This window comes from Algoriphagus sp. AK58 (genome assembly GCF_014324365.1).
In the GTDB taxonomy this organism is placed as follows: Bacteria; Bacteroidota; Bacteroidia; order Cytophagales; family Cyclobacteriaceae; genus Algoriphagus.
Genome location: NZ_QEIG01000002.1, coordinates 144315 through 158440, shown reverse-complemented (window position 1 = coordinate 158440; position 14126 = coordinate 144315). Strand labels below are relative to the sequence as shown.

The window sequence follows — 14126 nt, the reverse complement described above, 5'->3', positions numbered from 1 at the left end:
AAGTTTCAGGAGGGTTTTTTTTGGAACAAAAGAACAAAGGATGGTGTACTTAATTGTCTGAGATTAAAAAGTAAGTCCTAAATTTTTGAATTCTTCGGTCTTCCGTCATCGGTCTCCCAGCCCAAATTCAGATTAATCTTCGTCCACTGGCAGAAAAGCGTAAATCAAATTAATTAACAAGCATTTAATAGGCATTCTCCCGATTAAAGACCAATTCGTAAACCGTCTTGATCATGATCTCCATATCCAGCAGGAAAGACCAGTTGTTGATGTAAAAATAGTCCAGCCTAACTCGTGACCGGATTTGATATGGATTCTCAATTTCTCCTCGATATCCTCTTACCTGTGCCAGTCCAGTGATTCCAGGTTTGATTTTATGTCTGGAATTATACCGTTCGATTTGGGTTTTGAAGGTCTCATTCATCGGGATAGTATGAGGCCGGGGCCCCACGATAGACATATCACCCATAAGCACATTGAGAAACTGTGGCATTTCATCTAGTGAAGAGTTTCTCAAAAATGCCCCAATTCGGGTCACTCTCGGATCATTTTTAGTAGCCTGAAGCGTGTCTGCATAATCATTGGGAGTCATGGATCTGAACTTGAGACAATTGAAAACCCGATTATTGATCCCATTCCTTTTTTGGATGAAAAATACAGGTCCTTTGGATTCTAACTTGATCAGAATGCCCACCAAAGGAATCAGCCATGATAAAACAAATACGGTAACCAAACCCGCAAATACCACATCAAAAAGACGTTTTGCAATACTGTTAACCGGATTATCCAGTGGTATTTCATTGACATTGATGACAAAAAAATCACCATAACGGGAAAATGAGAGGTTCTTCTCCAGTTGAAGACTCCTTCCGGGAATCATTTTCACTTTGATGTAATGCTCATCGGCATAGTTGATGATCCGCTTGACCAAGTTGGAGTCCAGCTGCTCATGAATATAAATGAGGTCCAAGTCTAATTTGGGCGCTTCCTCAAAAAAAGCCCCTATTCCTCCTCTTGTCTGATGGCAGTCTGCCTGATCATCAAAGTAGCCAAGAAAATTGATTCCAAAATCCTTTCTGATCCTGAATACATCGGCCAGCTTGGGACTGGTGCCACCTTTACCAAGGATTACCGCATTGCGGTAGTTATTTCCTTTTGCCCGATACCGACGGAGCATCATGTGGACCCCCACACGGAAAATACCCATCAAAATCCCCAACGTGAGGCCAAGGCAAACAATCTGAATCCAGCGGTAGGTTCCTGTTTGGAGGGGTGTCCACAGAATCGCTGTCGCACCCAAAAACCATAACAGTGTCAGCGCCAGACTTTTTAAAGTTTGATCGTATTCATCGGTACGACCTATTTTATAGTCTTTTCTGAGCGAAGAGATCAATAACCAAAGTATACCTAGCGGCAAAAAAGCTGAAAACTCCACTCCATCAAACACACCCAGTCTCTGCATGGCCAAATCGGCCACACCCAAAGACAACAGGGACGCTAAAAAATCGCTGGATGTAAACAGCCAAGGGAAATAAGTATCAAATCTTCTCTTCATAAAAATTTGCAAGTACTAGAACCTTTCTGGTCAAAGCAAAAACCCGACAAATCAGAAATTCCCAAACAGAATTGCGCGATAAAATTAAGAAAGAAATTCTCAACCATTAGTACTTTTGGATTTATTTATAACACCTCGATCGGACACCATCTTTCATGAAATTTATTTACGAACTTTTTTCTTCTTCGGATAACCCAAATTCACTCGGAGCAAAATTTAGAGCAAAAAGACTCAAAAAATTTGAGAAGCTGTTTTTCCGAAATTTTAACCCTGAAAAAGAAATTCGGATTCTGGATGTGGGTGGAACAGATTACTTCTGGAAAAACAGTCAAATTCCCTCTATCCCTGGAGTAAGAATTACACTACTAAACCTTCACCTGGAAAAAACTACGCATCCTCATATCCATTCACTACTGGGAAATGCCACCGATATGAGGGAATTTTCAGATAAGAGCTTTGATCTGATCTTTTCCAATTCGGTCATAGAGCATCTGTATACGCTGGAAAACCAGCAAAAAATGGCAGCAGAAATCCAGCGCGTAGGAAGAAAATATTTTATTCAAACTCCCAATAAATTTTTCCCGATAGAAGCACATTATGCGCTTCCCTTTGCCCAATTTCTTCCAAAAAGCCTGGTTTTTCTTCTTCTGACCAAAACCCGGCTAAGCCGATTGAAGCGATGGGAAGAAAAAGCTGCGCGGCAATATTTGGAGGAAATCCGACTGCTCAATGAGAAAGAAATGAGGCTGCTTTTCCCTGGGGCAAAAATCCTGAAAGAAAAAGCACTGGGCCTTACCAAATCCCTCACTGCCCACAACCTGCGTTAATCCGCAAACTGCAAGCGTACCAGATTGGAATAAAAGCCAGTTGGGTCTTTTAAAAGCTCCAAGTGATTGCCCTGCTCGACGATCTTACCCTCGCTGAGCACATAGATCCGATCTACCTTCCGGATCGTAGCCAGGCGGTGAGCGATGATCAACGTGGTTCTGCCTTTCATCAATTCATCCAATGCCTCCTGTACCAAAGACTCGGACTCTGCATCGAGTGAAGAAGTAGCTTCATCCAAAATCAAAATTGCCGGATCTTTCAATATGGCCCGGGCAATCGCGACACGCTGACGCTGACCACCGGAAAGCTTTACACCTCGCTCACCCACCAAGGTGTCCAATCCTTCAGGAAACTTAGAAATAAACTGCCAGGCATTGGCTTTTCTGGCGGCAAGAATGATTTCCTCCTCACTCGCATCCGGCTTGGCATAAGCAATATTCTCACGGATCGAACCTCCAAAGAGCAACACCTCCTGAGGAACAATTCCGATTTTACTTCTCAGGGCTTTCAAATCCCAATCTTTCACATCGCGTCCATCGACCAGAATTGCTCCTCTTTCCACCTCGTAAAATCGGGAAAGAAGCTGGATAATGGTGGACTTACCAGCTCCAGAATGACCTGCCAGGGCAACTTTTTCTCCTGGACTAATATGAAAAGAAACCTCTTTCAACACCTCCACCTCGGGACGGGTTGGATACCGGAATCTGACCTGATCAAACTGAATTTCTCCCTTGAAAGAAGAGGAAGTCATGCCAGTCTCGGATTCGGCATCTTCTTCCAAAATCTCCAAAACACGCTCAGAGCTTCCTATGGCCTTTTGCAACTGGCTGTAAATATCCCCCAATCCCGCAATGGATCCTCCAATAAATGTGGTATAAAGGACGAAAGACACCAACTCTCCCACACTCATTTCTCCGGAAGATACCAGGCTAGCCCCGTACCACATCACCCCAACAATTCCTCCAAAAAGCGCAAAGATGATAAATGAAATAAAGGCTCCTCGGAACTTGGCGGTCGTCAGTGCCACACCCACTACTTTATTGAGGCCTTTTCCATACCTCGAAGACTCGTAGGCTTCTCCCACGAATGACTTCACTGTACTGATGGATTGAAGAGTTTCCTCCACAATCACATTAGCCGCTGCAAGTTCGTCTTGAGTCTTCTTGGAAAGCCTTCGGATAAATTTCCCAAACACCATCGCAAAGAGTACAAGCACCGGAAAAGTACCCAACATGAAGAGCGTAAGCTTGGGCGTATTGAAAAGGAGAAAGGCAACACCGGCAACCAACGTGACGACCTGTCTGAATAGCTCTGCCAAGGTGGTAGAAAAGGTGTCTTGAAGCTGATTCACGTCTGCCGTGATCCGGCTGATCAATTCCCCCGTTCTTCTTTTGTCGAAAAAAGTCATAGGGAGCCTTACCAAACGTGCATACAGCGACATCCGGATATCCCGCATCGAGCGCTCCGAAACCAAGGCAAAAAGCCATACCCTAAAAAAGGAAAACACACTTTGGATAGCCAAAATACCGATCAAAATCAACGCAATGGAATTGACATCACTGACAATCCATTCAGAACCCTGTGCGGTATCGATCAGCTTGCCCGCCACAAAGGGGAAAGTCAATAAGGTAAGAGAGGAAAAAAGCAGGAATACCAATCCGGAAAAAAATGCCCAACGATAAGGCATCAGAAACCGAAAGATCCCTCCCAATTTGCTCAGATTCTGCTTGTTCAACTTCCGCTTTTCTTCAGGCTCCAGAGCAGTTCCGCGTTTTTTGGCCATTTGATAGTGAGGTATTAGGTTGGCAAAAGTAGGATTTTCAAGGCGTAAATGATAAAAAAGCCCAGGATCGATGCTGCAAGGAAGGCTTATAAACCCAATATTTTTCTGGACAAAACCTCTCCAAGAGCTGCAGAATGCTTAAATCCATGCCCGGAACAGGCAGAAACCCAAAGAAAATTAGGATTCCCCCGCATAGGCTCTAGTACAAATCGGGCATCCTCCGTCACGGTGTAAAAGCAAACCGAAGACTTCACAAAGCTTTTTTTTAAGCCTTTGACCTTGCCTTCTACTTTAGCCTCCCAAAACATTTCTTGCTCTTCCGCACTTACCTCACGTACCAACCGATCCGGATGCTCTACCTCCACAAATGATTCGGAAGCCATTTTGACCGTCAAGCCATCCAAGGATGGAAAACCATAGATGAAATCCTCAGGATGTGGACCAAACCCCCACATCCAGACCGGATATCTGGTCCAGTCAGTCACTCCGGGTTCGATTTCAAGCCAATGCAAAACCTGACGGCAGATTTTAAATTTGCTTTTTTCTTCAGGAGAAAGAAAATCTTTGATCCATCCTCCTGTTGCCAAAACTATCTTTTTGGCCTTAACAGACCTGTTTTCCAATTCAAGCAGAAAAGAATCCCCCTCCTCTTTGATCGAAAGCACGGGTGAATGAGTCCAAATTTCGGCCCCATTTTGTTGCGCTAAAGCCAATTGGGTCTGGATGGCTAATTCGGGTCTTAAAAATCCTGCCTCCTTTTCCTGATAGACCTTCCCCGTAGCTGGAATCTCAAAAGCAGGAAAACACTCTTCTACCTCTTCCAAGGTTGGAATGCGGTACTCAATTCCTTGATTATGAGCAAATCGGACAGTACGGTCCCAGAACCCCTCCGAGCCATGCTTGGACCAGGGTACCACTCCAGAATCGATCAGAAGACCCCCTGTTCGGGTTTTGATTTGCTGACCCGAAATGGATTCTATTTCTTCCCAGATTTCATGGGATCGTTTGGCTAAAGCAACATATTCCTCTCCTTCACCTACTGCCAAGCGAGTGATTCGAGTCTCCCCATGACTGGAACCTAAGATATGGGGAGGTGCAAAGCGATCAATACCAAGAACCTTTGCACCGGTTTTACTGAGCTGATAAAGGGTGGCAGTTCCTACAGCTCCCAAGCCGATTACAGCCACATCAAAAGTCTGGTTTTCCATGTCGGAATATTAAAAAAATAAAGCCGGAGATTTATTCCGGCCTAACTTCAATTTTTTCTCATCTGGGCATCAATCAGTTCGCGCTTTAGTTTTCTTTCCCTCTCCAAGGTGTTTCTTCGGTGTAGGTCAAACTCCTCCTGCACATCTTCCAGGTCTTTCTGAGCTTTTTTGATTCTTCCAAAACTTCTAAAGTATTGGACGGAGAAAAAGGCCATGGCCGCACCTAAACCCGCCACCAGCATCCACATCATGGAAGAGTAAACCGCTTTTTGAATGGGCATCCCCAAAAATGAAAAGCTGTCCTTCTCTACTATCGCTTCTTCTTTTTCCTGTATGGCTTTCTCCAATTGTTGGGAGATGGCTAATATGGAATCCGGCCAAGCAGCTTGTTGGGTTTTCAGATCCAACACCTCTTTGCGGAGCACTCTTAAAGAATCCAAAATATTGGCTTTCAGTTTTTCCAAGTTGGACTTCTTCACTACTTCATACTCCTGAAAATTATTGGAAACTCTGTAGATGTATTCAAACTGGCTCGAGATCGTACCGGAATTGAGGGAGTTTTGCGTAGAAGTGCTGTCCTGGGCAAAAGAAACGTTTTGGTAAAAACACAAAACCATCAGGAATATCAGGGGTAATTTTTTGATCATAGGGCGATTGGATTCGGTTTTTACTTTCAGAAATTCAATAAACGTGCCTCTATTGATCATCTGATCAGTTTTTTTTGGTGAATCCGAGAGATTTGTGGATTTTTTGGTCTCAACCTGAACGATTAATTCAAAAAACTCGCTTCAAAAGGTGAATTGAAATCAAAAACCCCTGAAAATCTGTTGAAAGTGAGATCAGATTTTCTCTAAAGAGAAAAAAATTAATTCGACTATTAGGCAATGCGCTATGTATTGATTCTGACCTTCCTGATGACCTTTTCTTGGTGCTTGGCCCAAGAGATAGTTCCTGCCAGCCAAAGAAGACAGGCCGGATTGGAGGCGTACGAAAAAAATGACCTTGCCTTGGCTTTTGCACTTTTGGATTCTTGGCTTAAGGATCATCCTAATGATGGAGAAATCTACCTGTACCGGGCAAGGATTTGGATGCAGGCAAAGGAGTGGTCCTATGCTGATGCAGACTTCACCGCCTACTTGAGGTTTTATCCTGAGAATGGAGAGGTCTATTTAGAGAGGGGAAGATCCAGATACCAACAGGATCTTTATGAACTGGCGAAGGAAGATTTTGAGACCTATCTGAAATTGCCTAAAGGAGAAACCACCCAGGTGATCTATCGCAGATCGGCTACCGGAAGTGGGTTCTCCCAGATTTTTACTCCCCAGACTCCAAATCCCGCTCAGGCCTATTACCATTTGGGGCTTTGCAGTATTCAGCTTGAGGAGTTTTCGGATGCGCTAGTCTATCTGGATTCGGCTATCAATTTCCAACCGGATGAACCGGACTATTATTCCGAAAAAGGAAAAGCCTTGGCGCTGATGGGAGAAAAATCTGAGGCTAAATGGTATTATCAAAAAGCTCTTGAACTCAACCCAGACCATTTTCTGTCTCGTCAGCGATTAGTCTTCTTAACCCAAAATACCGATGAAGAAGCACTGGAGGAATTAACCCTAGCCATCGTCAGCGCTCCTGAAAACCCCGAAACTTTCAAACAGCGAGGTTATTATCGGCTAAGCCACAAGGATCCACAGGGGGCCAAAGAAGATTTTCTGAAGGCCATATCCCTGGATCCAAAAGATTACCAGCTTTGGTATTACTTAGGTAAATGCTGGGTTGAATTAAAAAATTTCAGAGAATCGGAAAATGCCTTTTTCGAATCTTTGGAATTAGCTCCTCAAAACACAGAAGTCCTGCTCACCAGAGGCCAATCCCGGTATCGAATGAACGAATTTAAAAATGCCCTGGCAGATTTTACTTTGGTCACTTTTTATGATCCGGATCTTGCCAGTGGATATTATCACAAAGGGATCACCCTACATCGGCTTTCAGGAGGTACTTCAGCCTGCCCTGACTTAAAAAGGGCGATGGAGTTGGGAATGGCTGAAGCAAAAACAGCCTGGACCAAAATCTGTGGTGGAAACTAAATCAAAGTTCCTTTATGGTATCCACCTGTGAGGCAATCCATGCCGGTCTCCAGGATGCCGCCAAGGTGATGGTCACTACGGCCAAACTGATCCAGGCAAAATCCATCCAGTTGATCCTTACCGGATACGCATCCACTACACCTGATGCGATTCCCAAAGAAATCAATCCGAAATAGTCCTGCGCCCATACCAAGAGAAAACCTAAAATCAAGCCTAATATCGCCCCGGAAAAGGCAATCATCGCTCCTTGTTTGAGGAAAATACTCCTAATCAGGTGGTCCTTGGCGCCCATGGATTTGAGGATAGCGATGTCCTTCTTTTTCTCTATGGCCAACATGCTTAAGGAGAAAAATATGTTGAAAGAGGCAATCGCAAGAATGAAGGTGAGTGTAAGAAAAACAAAGAGTTTTTCGAGCTTGACGGTGCGGATAAGTCCGGCATGCTGTTCGTCCGCATTTTTCACCAAAAACTCCGGACCTAAATGCCTTTTCAGAGTCTTTTGAACTTCTAAAATGGAAGCTTCCTCCTTTACCTTGATTTCCAAAGAGGTGCGCTTTTGCCCATAATTCAGCAAGTTTTTGGAAAACTCAAGCGGGACGATGACATATTCGTTGTCAAACTTCTGCTCAATGCTAAAAAATGCTCTAGGTTCAATCTGTGCGCTGGAATAAAGTTGATTGGGATCAATACTTCCCGCAGTACGGGGAGCTTTTGGATAATACACTTTGAGTGAGGAATTGATTTCACCCAAATTGACTGAAAGGAAAAATCCAACACCCCTACCCAAAATAGCCCCCGGACGAATTGGGGTGCCGAGGGTGGTATCTCCCCAAAAATATCCTTTGGAAAACCGTCCCTGCTCCAGAAAATTATCCGAAACGCCTTTGATGCGGGCTACCTGTTGATTGCCACGATATTCCAACAGTGCATTGTCTTCGATGACTTCCGTGACGATATCCACCCCTTCCAGGGATTTGATGGCTTCCAGCCAGTCCTCTGTGACTACAAAGCTTTTGCCTTGGGCAGGCTCCACTTTCAGTTCTGCATCAAAGCTGGCAAAAAGGCTTCTAATCAGGTCTTCCAGCCCGTTGAATACTGACATCACGGCAACCAATGCCATGGTGCTGATAGCCACTCCCACCATGGAAATGATGGAAAGTACAGTAATAAAATTCCGTTTTTTCTTACTGCGAAAGTACCGACCTGCAATGAAAGAACTGGTGTTCAAGTGTGTTAGGGATTAATCTTCCTCCTCTTCTTCCTCCTCCTCTGGAGCCGGAGGAATATTCAAATCCGAGATTACCTTGTCCATATGTTGGGCATAACTGGCCGAATCATCAGGAAAAAAGGCCAATTCAGGTATTACCCGGACAGTTTTACCTATCCGCTTAGCCAAAGCATGGCGGATTTCCTTTTTATGATCGTTGATCAACTCAAAAAGGGACTTTGGGTCGGCCAATAAAAAACTGAGATAGGCCTTGGCAAACCCCAAATCAGGGCTGACCATTACCCGGGTTATCGTCACCATAGCTCTTCCAATCAGATGCTTGGCTTCTTTCTGGAAAATGTCCCCAAGTTCTTTTTGGATCAGTTTAGCGTATTTTTGTTGTCTTTTGCTTTCCATGTGAAGTATTTGTGGTACAAATTTAGCGAAATACTTGGGCAAGCTTTAATTTCGACCCAAACCAACCCAATCTCCCTCAAACGCCTTGCTCAGTTTTTTTAAAGTCAACGACCCTTTTCGCCTGATCGGAGTAGTAATCTACTTGCTTTTGTTCGGGTTTGTTTTGTTAGCGCTATTTCCATTTCCGATCACGGAACCCAAGCTCCTTTGGATGGTATTGGGAGAACGGCTCAATCAGGGGTATTTTATGTATCAGGATGTGATGGATGATACCGGCCCTTTATCTGCCGGAGTCTTTACCGCTATTCACTATTTCTTTGGTCGAAATGAACTGATCTATGATTTTCTGGGCCGAATCTTAGTCTTTTTACAAATTTTATATTGGAACACCGTTTTGATCCGATACCGTGTATTTGACGAGAACACCTATTTGCCGGCTATTATCATGGCTGCCTTGTACCATTTTTCTTTTGATTTGCTGAGTCTTTCTCCTACGTTGATGGGAAGCACTTTCCTGATGTTGGCACTGGGGCAGCTTTTTTCCCAAACTGTACTTCAAAAAGAAACGAGTGAATCCACACTTCTTATCGGAATTTATGGAGGGCTTGCCACAGGTTTCCATCTGAATTTTATTTTGTTTTTGCCCTATATCATCTTCACGGGCTTAGCAATATCAGGATTTTCTTTCCGCCAGCTCTTTTTGGCTTTGGTGGGTTTTTTCCTTCCCATTTTGCTGATTTTGGTATTCTACTTCTGGAATGATGGTTTGGAAGAGGCCTTACAGGTTTGGCCGATGGTATTTACTTACGAAGGATACGATTATCAGCCTTATCTCAGTTGGCTAATCCCGGGGATCCTGCCTGTTCTATTGGCCTTTTTTGGATTTTTCGTTGGTTCCTTTTTCCGAGGGGCCACCATCAACCAACAGAAGCAGCGGCAGCTGATCATCATTTGGCTTATTTTCTCAGCCCTCGTTTTTTTATTGGTAAAAAGGCAAGCCTCTTATCAATTATTGATATTCATACCAGGGATGACCTATATGATTACCCAATTCTTTCTTCATTTCAAGACCGGAGTTTTAGCTAAATTATCCTTCTTTTTATTGGTCCTTGGATTACCTGCAGGTGGCATAGCCTACTGGAAGGCAAGAGTCGAGACAGATCAACTTTACTTCGTGGGTACCAACTCCAAGGAAGTTTTTCCAGAAGGAAGCAGCATCATGGTTTTGGGAAATGACTGTTCATCGTACCAACAGGCACCTCTTGGAGGGCCTTTTTTGAACTATCACTTATCAAAAAGCTACTTTTCCAAAGAAAAAACCCTCGAACAAAAAGCACAGATTTTCCAAAAACTTACTCAACAACAACCCGACTTTGTCTTAGACAAAGAAGGCTATTTCAAAAAATTACTGGACGATCTCCCAGCCCTAAAGGAATACTATCAAGAGAGCAGCCCCGGAGTTTTTACGGTAAAGTAATCCGAGAGTGCGTACAGGTCTGAGAAAACCATGGTTTCCACTTTACCTTTTTTAACACCCTATCCAAGTCAAAAATCCTTGACCTGCATTACCTTTAGCCTATGAATACATCTTTCTTTAAGCCTCTGGCCGGCCTGAGTATCGGGATACTGGCTATGGGATGCAGCAGTACTGGAATAATTACCGGTAATCCGATTTCTTATCAAGGCTCCTCCAGCAGAGTCTCCGAATTAACCGATTCCCAAGCCCAGCGTTGGGGACATTTGGATTTGCTCCAGGACACCGTCCCCGGAATGAGTGTAGATCGAGCTTATGCAGAGCTGATCAAAAAGAAAAAAGGCCAACCAGTGGTAGTTGCGGTGATCGATTCGGGTATCGAGTTGGATCACGAGGATCTTAAAGAGGTACTTTGGGTGAATCCGGGAGAGAAACCAGGTGACGGAATTGACAACGACGGTAATGGCTATGTAGATGATATTCATGGCTACAATTTCTTGGGCGAGTCCTACCATGAGCAATTAGAGTTTACCCGAATTCTTCGTCTCAAATTGGGAGATGAAGCCCTTCAGCAGAAAGCACAACAGGAACTGGACTCAAGACTTCCAGAAGCCAAAGAAGCTCTTCCAGAACTTGAGCAAATCCAGCAATTTGTCAGCTTGGCCCATAGAGATATTCAAAAGAAACTGGGAAAAGAATATTATTCAATCCAAGACTTAGAAAATTACAGAGTCCAATCACCCCAAGAAGAGCAACTGGTTGGCGTTTTAATTCAGGTAATGGGCATGGGACTGGATATTCCCTCCGCCTTATCTGATCTCCAAGATGGAATCAAATACTACCAATCTCAAGTAGCCTACAATCTGAATATTGATTTTGATGGAAGAAAGCCTGTAGGAGATAATCCCTATGATTTCTCAGATAACAAGTACGGCAATGGAAATCCGGACATCCGTGACCCTGAAGAAAGTCATGGCACGCATGTGGCCGGAATTATCGCTGCTGGCCGAAACAATAAAAAAGGGGTAAATGGAGTTGCTCAATCTGTGAAAATCATGAGCATCAGGGCGGTGCCTGATGGAGATGAATATGACAAAGACATTGCCTATGCCATCCGATATGCTGCAGATAATGGAGCCAAAGTCATTAATGCAAGTTTTGGCAAAAAATTCTCCCCTAATTCGGAATGGGTGTATGAAGCCCTAAAGTACGCGGCCTCAAAAGATGTCCTTTTTGTGCATGCCGCCGGAAATGACGGAATAAACCTAGACGATCCTGAAAACTCCAATTTTCCAAATGACCACTTGGGAAAAAACAACCCAGAAATTGTCGATAATTACATTACAGTTGGAGCATTGTCTCCCGTATTTGGCTCGGAAATGGTCGCTTCATTTTCCAATTATGGAAGGGAAAACGTGGACATCTTCGCCCCTGGGGATAAGATCTATTCGAGCATGCCAGGCAGCACGTATGACTTTGAAGGGGGCACTTCGATGGCTGCGCCTGCAGTGGCCGGCATAGCCGCGCTGATCAGATCCTTTTATCCTCAACTCTCGGCAAGTCAAGTAAAGAAAATCATCATGGATTCCGGAATAAGCCCACAAATCAAAATCACACTGGGTGATTCAGAAGAAAAATCACTTTCTGAAATTTCAAAATCCGGTAGAATAGCCAATCTATACAATGCTTTGATTTTGGCAGATCAAGTAGCAAAGATGAAGTAAAGTCTTTAAGCTTCTCTAAAAAAATCGCAACATAAAATTCCCCGGAAAAGAAAATGAATAGTCCGGGGAATTTTTTTTATGATTATCGACTACTTTTCCAGTGATTCCAAATGGTCGCAAACTCCCTCGGCCATTGCGTTTGAAGCTTGTAGGATGAGGGGAGGATTCCGGACCATCAGATTTTTTTCATCCCTCAGAGTCCAACCAAGTAATTAATAGCTGATATCCCAATGTAAGAATGATTGAGCCAGTAAAAAGTCCCAAAAATCCGGAATAAATAAATCCTCCAATGGCCCCAAGAAACACGACTAACATCGGAACGGTGGCGCCTTTTCCAAGAAGGATTGGCTTCAGGACATTATCCAACAATCCTGCAAGAATCATCCAAATGGTAAGAATCACAGCAGGTCCTGAATCCATCGTACTCCAGGCGTAGGCAATCACTCCAATAACCACAGGGAGAGGCCCTATCTGGATTATAGCCAAAATCAAAGAGACCACAACCAAGACCGGTGCAAAAGGAACTTTAAAGACAAAAAGTCCAATGCCAATGACCAGGGATTGGATGGCAGCCACACCCAAAATCCCTTTCACTACATTTTGAATGGTCTGCTTGGCCACTCCAGCCATTTTTTCCCCGGTTTTTTGGCCGGCTAACTTAATCAGCATTCTTTTGAAAAATCCAGTTTCTTCCTTTTCAAATGCCAATAGAACTCCACTGATTATGATGGATATGAAAATTAAAAGGATTCCTCCGGCTGTCTTTTTCAAGCTTTGTATCAAATTGGCAAGAATGGGTTTTAAGCTTTCCTGATGTTTCTGCATAGTAGCAGTAAGATTGGTAGAAGCATCGTTCCAAAAAGCAAAGACCTTTTCTCCTATCAAAGGCCATGATTTAACCTGTTCATTAGCTGGAGGAATGAAGAGGTCGTTTGATTCAAGACGGCTTGCGAGTCCTCGAATCTCTTCTGCCCCAACAAGGATAAAAATCACAGGAGGAACTACTAAAACAGCCAAGGCCAACAGGGTAATCAGGGTGGCTGAGAGCCCTTCCTTAAGCTGAAATTTTCCGGTTAAGTAGTTGTGGAGAGGAGAAAAAGTGGAGGCAAAAACAAATCCCCAAATGATGGGAATAACAAATGGCTCAAGAATATTGAAACACCAAAACAACAAAATTCCAAGTGCCCCCAATCTGACTGCATGGTTGATGATAGAGGAGGAATTTACTTGCTGGGACAAAGACTTATTAGCTGGATTCATGGGTGTAAGCTTTAGAAAGTAAAACAATATTACTCACACCTAGCCTAATAAATTTCTGATAAAAGTCAGGCCAACCAAATAAAAACAGGATTTTTCCAAAAAAACGGAGCCTTCCTTATTCAGGAAAGCTCCACAAAGTTGAATCAATAACAGGCAATCTTGTTGACTCTATGGCTATGCCTACCCCCTTCGAAAGGAGTTGAAAGGAATATTTCCGCCAGCTTTTCAGCAAGTTCATAAGTAATAAACCTAGCCGGAATCGCCAAGACATTGGCATCATTGTGCTGCCGCGCCAAAGCTGCCAAGTCTTCATTCCAGCAAAGTGCCGCTCGGATACCCTGATGCTTATTGGCGGTGATGGCTACACCATTTCCACTTCCGCAAATTACAATCCCCAATTCAAATTCGCCATTCTCAATAGCCGAAGAAAGGGGATGCACATAATCCGGATAGTCTACAGAATCTGCCGAAAATGGTCCAAAATCTTTGACTTCGTATCCAAGGTCCTTCAATCTCTGAATCAGTTTTCCCTTGTATTCAAATCCGGCATGATCTCCGCCGATGGCTATTTTCTTTGACATATTTT

The 14126-nt window shown here is 43.7% G+C and carries 12 protein-coding genes; 4 read left to right on the top strand and 8 right to left on the bottom strand.

Translation table 11 applies throughout. The features are described from left to right. Nucleotides 1-184: 184 nt before the first annotated feature. A complete protein-coding gene (locus DDT91_RS01790) occupies nucleotides 185-1555 on the bottom strand; it encodes an exopolysaccharide biosynthesis polyprenyl glycosylphosphotransferase (RefSeq protein ID WP_187174407.1) in 1371 nt (456 codons plus the stop codon). Between the two features lie 155 nt (nucleotides 1556-1710). Here DDT91_RS01790 and DDT91_RS01785 point away from each other — a divergent pair, with 155 nt between their 5' ends. Continuing rightward, entirely contained in the window at nucleotides 1711-2382 is a 672-nt protein-coding gene (locus DDT91_RS01785) for a class I SAM-dependent methyltransferase (protein ID WP_187174406.1), read from the top strand. On the opposite strand, the gene DDT91_RS01780 is transcribed toward DDT91_RS01785, so the two are convergent. The 3 genes from DDT91_RS01780 to DDT91_RS01770 all read right to left on the bottom strand — a co-directional run bounded on the left by DDT91_RS01780 (nucleotide 2379) and on the right by DDT91_RS01770 (nucleotide 6081). Continuing rightward, nucleotides 2379-4166, bottom strand: a complete 1788-nt coding sequence (locus tag DDT91_RS01780; protein WP_187174405.1) for an ABC transporter ATP-binding protein — start codon at nucleotides 4164-4166, stop codon at nucleotides 2379-2381. The two genes, DDT91_RS01785 and DDT91_RS01780, sit on opposite strands and share 4 nt — an antisense overlap. An 86-nt stretch (nucleotides 4167-4252) precedes the next feature. Further along, nucleotides 4253-5374, bottom strand: a complete 1122-nt coding sequence (gene solA / locus DDT91_RS01775; RefSeq protein ID WP_187174404.1) for an N-methyl-L-tryptophan oxidase — start codon at nucleotides 5372-5374, stop codon at nucleotides 4253-4255. Nucleotides 5375-5421: 47 nt separating this feature from the next. After that, nucleotides 5422-6081 carry a hypothetical protein gene (locus DDT91_RS01770; RefSeq protein WP_255501992.1) on the bottom strand — a complete coding sequence of 220 codons (660 nt, stop codon included), beginning with the start codon at nucleotides 6079-6081 and terminating at the stop codon, nucleotides 5422-5424. A 177-nt stretch (nucleotides 6082-6258) separates the two neighbouring features. Here DDT91_RS01770 and DDT91_RS01765 point away from each other — a divergent pair, with 177 nt between their 5' ends. Continuing rightward, nucleotides 6259-7458 carry a tetratricopeptide repeat protein gene (locus tag DDT91_RS01765; protein ID WP_187174403.1) on the top strand — a complete coding sequence of 400 codons (1200 nt, stop codon included), beginning with the start codon at nucleotides 6259-6261 and terminating at the stop codon, nucleotides 7456-7458. A gap of 1 nt (nucleotide 7459) precedes the next feature. Here the strand turns inward: DDT91_RS01765 and DDT91_RS01760 are convergent, their stop codons facing one another. Both DDT91_RS01760 and rbfA read right to left on the bottom strand, forming a co-directional pair. Then, on the bottom strand, nucleotides 7460-8686 hold the full coding sequence (locus DDT91_RS01760) for an FtsX-like permease family protein (protein WP_255501991.1): 1227 nt from the start codon (nucleotides 8684-8686) through the stop codon (nucleotides 7460-7462). A 12-nt stretch (nucleotides 8687-8698) separates the two neighbouring features. Further along, the gene (gene rbfA, locus DDT91_RS01755; protein WP_187174402.1) at nucleotides 8699-9082 is read right to left on the bottom strand and encodes a 30S ribosome-binding factor RbfA; all 384 of its coding nucleotides are present in this window, start codon (nucleotides 9080-9082) and stop codon (nucleotides 8699-8701) included. Nucleotides 9083-9167: 85 nt separating this feature from the next. On the opposite strand from rbfA, the gene DDT91_RS01750 reads away from it, so the two are divergent. Beyond that, the gene (locus DDT91_RS01750) at nucleotides 9168-10559 is read left to right on the top strand and encodes a hypothetical protein (protein WP_187174401.1); all 1392 of its coding nucleotides are present in this window, start codon (nucleotides 9168-9170) and stop codon (nucleotides 10557-10559) included. A 101-nt stretch (nucleotides 10560-10660) separates the two neighbouring features. Then, the gene (locus DDT91_RS01745; RefSeq protein WP_187174400.1) at nucleotides 10661-12280 is read left to right on the top strand and encodes a S8 family peptidase; all 1620 of its coding nucleotides are present in this window, start codon (nucleotides 10661-10663) and stop codon (nucleotides 12278-12280) included. Nucleotides 12281-12466: 186 nt separating this feature from the next. Here the strand turns inward: DDT91_RS01745 and DDT91_RS01740 are convergent, their stop codons facing one another. Both DDT91_RS01740 and rpiB read right to left on the bottom strand, forming a co-directional pair. Then, the gene (locus DDT91_RS01740) at nucleotides 12467-13540 is read right to left on the bottom strand and encodes an AI-2E family transporter (protein WP_187174399.1); all 1074 of its coding nucleotides are present in this window, start codon (nucleotides 13538-13540) and stop codon (nucleotides 12467-12469) included. Nucleotides 13541-13683: 143 nt separating this feature from the next. Beyond that, nucleotides 13684-14121 carry a ribose 5-phosphate isomerase B gene (gene rpiB / locus DDT91_RS01735; protein WP_187174398.1) on the bottom strand — a complete coding sequence of 146 codons (438 nt, stop codon included), beginning with the start codon at nucleotides 14119-14121 and terminating at the stop codon, nucleotides 13684-13686. Nucleotides 14122-14126: the final 5 nt, after the last annotated feature.

Excerpts from the sequence above, each read along its gene's own strand:
- DDT91_RS01740 (WP_187174399.1), bottom strand. The coding sequence starts at position 13,540 with ATGAATCCAGCTAATAAGTCTTTGTCCCAGCAAGTAAATTCCTCCTCT.
- DDT91_RS01765 (WP_187174403.1), top strand. The coding sequence starts at position 6,259 with ATGCGCTATGTATTGATTCTGACCTTCCTGATGACCTTTTCTTGGTGC.
- rpiB (WP_187174398.1), bottom strand. The coding sequence starts at position 14,121 with ATGTCAAAGAAAATAGCCATCGGCGGAGATCATGCCGGATTTGAATAC.
- DDT91_RS01770 (WP_255501992.1), bottom strand. The coding sequence starts at position 6,081 with ATGATCAATAGAGGCACGTTTATTGAATTTCTGAAAGTAAAAACCGAA.
- rbfA (WP_187174402.1), bottom strand. The coding sequence starts at position 9,082 with ATGGAAAGCAAAAGACAACAAAAATACGCTAAACTGATCCAAAAAGAA.
- DDT91_RS01790 (WP_187174407.1), bottom strand. The coding sequence starts at position 1,555 with ATGAAGAGAAGATTTGATACTTATTTCCCTTGGCTGTTTACATCCAGC.
- DDT91_RS01780 (WP_187174405.1), bottom strand. The coding sequence starts at position 4,166 with ATGGCCAAAAAACGCGGAACTGCTCTGGAGCCTGAAGAAAAGCGGAAG.
- solA (WP_187174404.1), bottom strand. The coding sequence starts at position 5,374 with ATGGAAAACCAGACTTTTGATGTGGCTGTAATCGGCTTGGGAGCTGTA.
- DDT91_RS01785 (WP_187174406.1), top strand. The coding sequence starts at position 1,711 with ATGAAATTTATTTACGAACTTTTTTCTTCTTCGGATAACCCAAATTCA.
- DDT91_RS01745 (WP_187174400.1), top strand. The coding sequence starts at position 10,661 with ATGAATACATCTTTCTTTAAGCCTCTGGCCGGCCTGAGTATCGGGATA.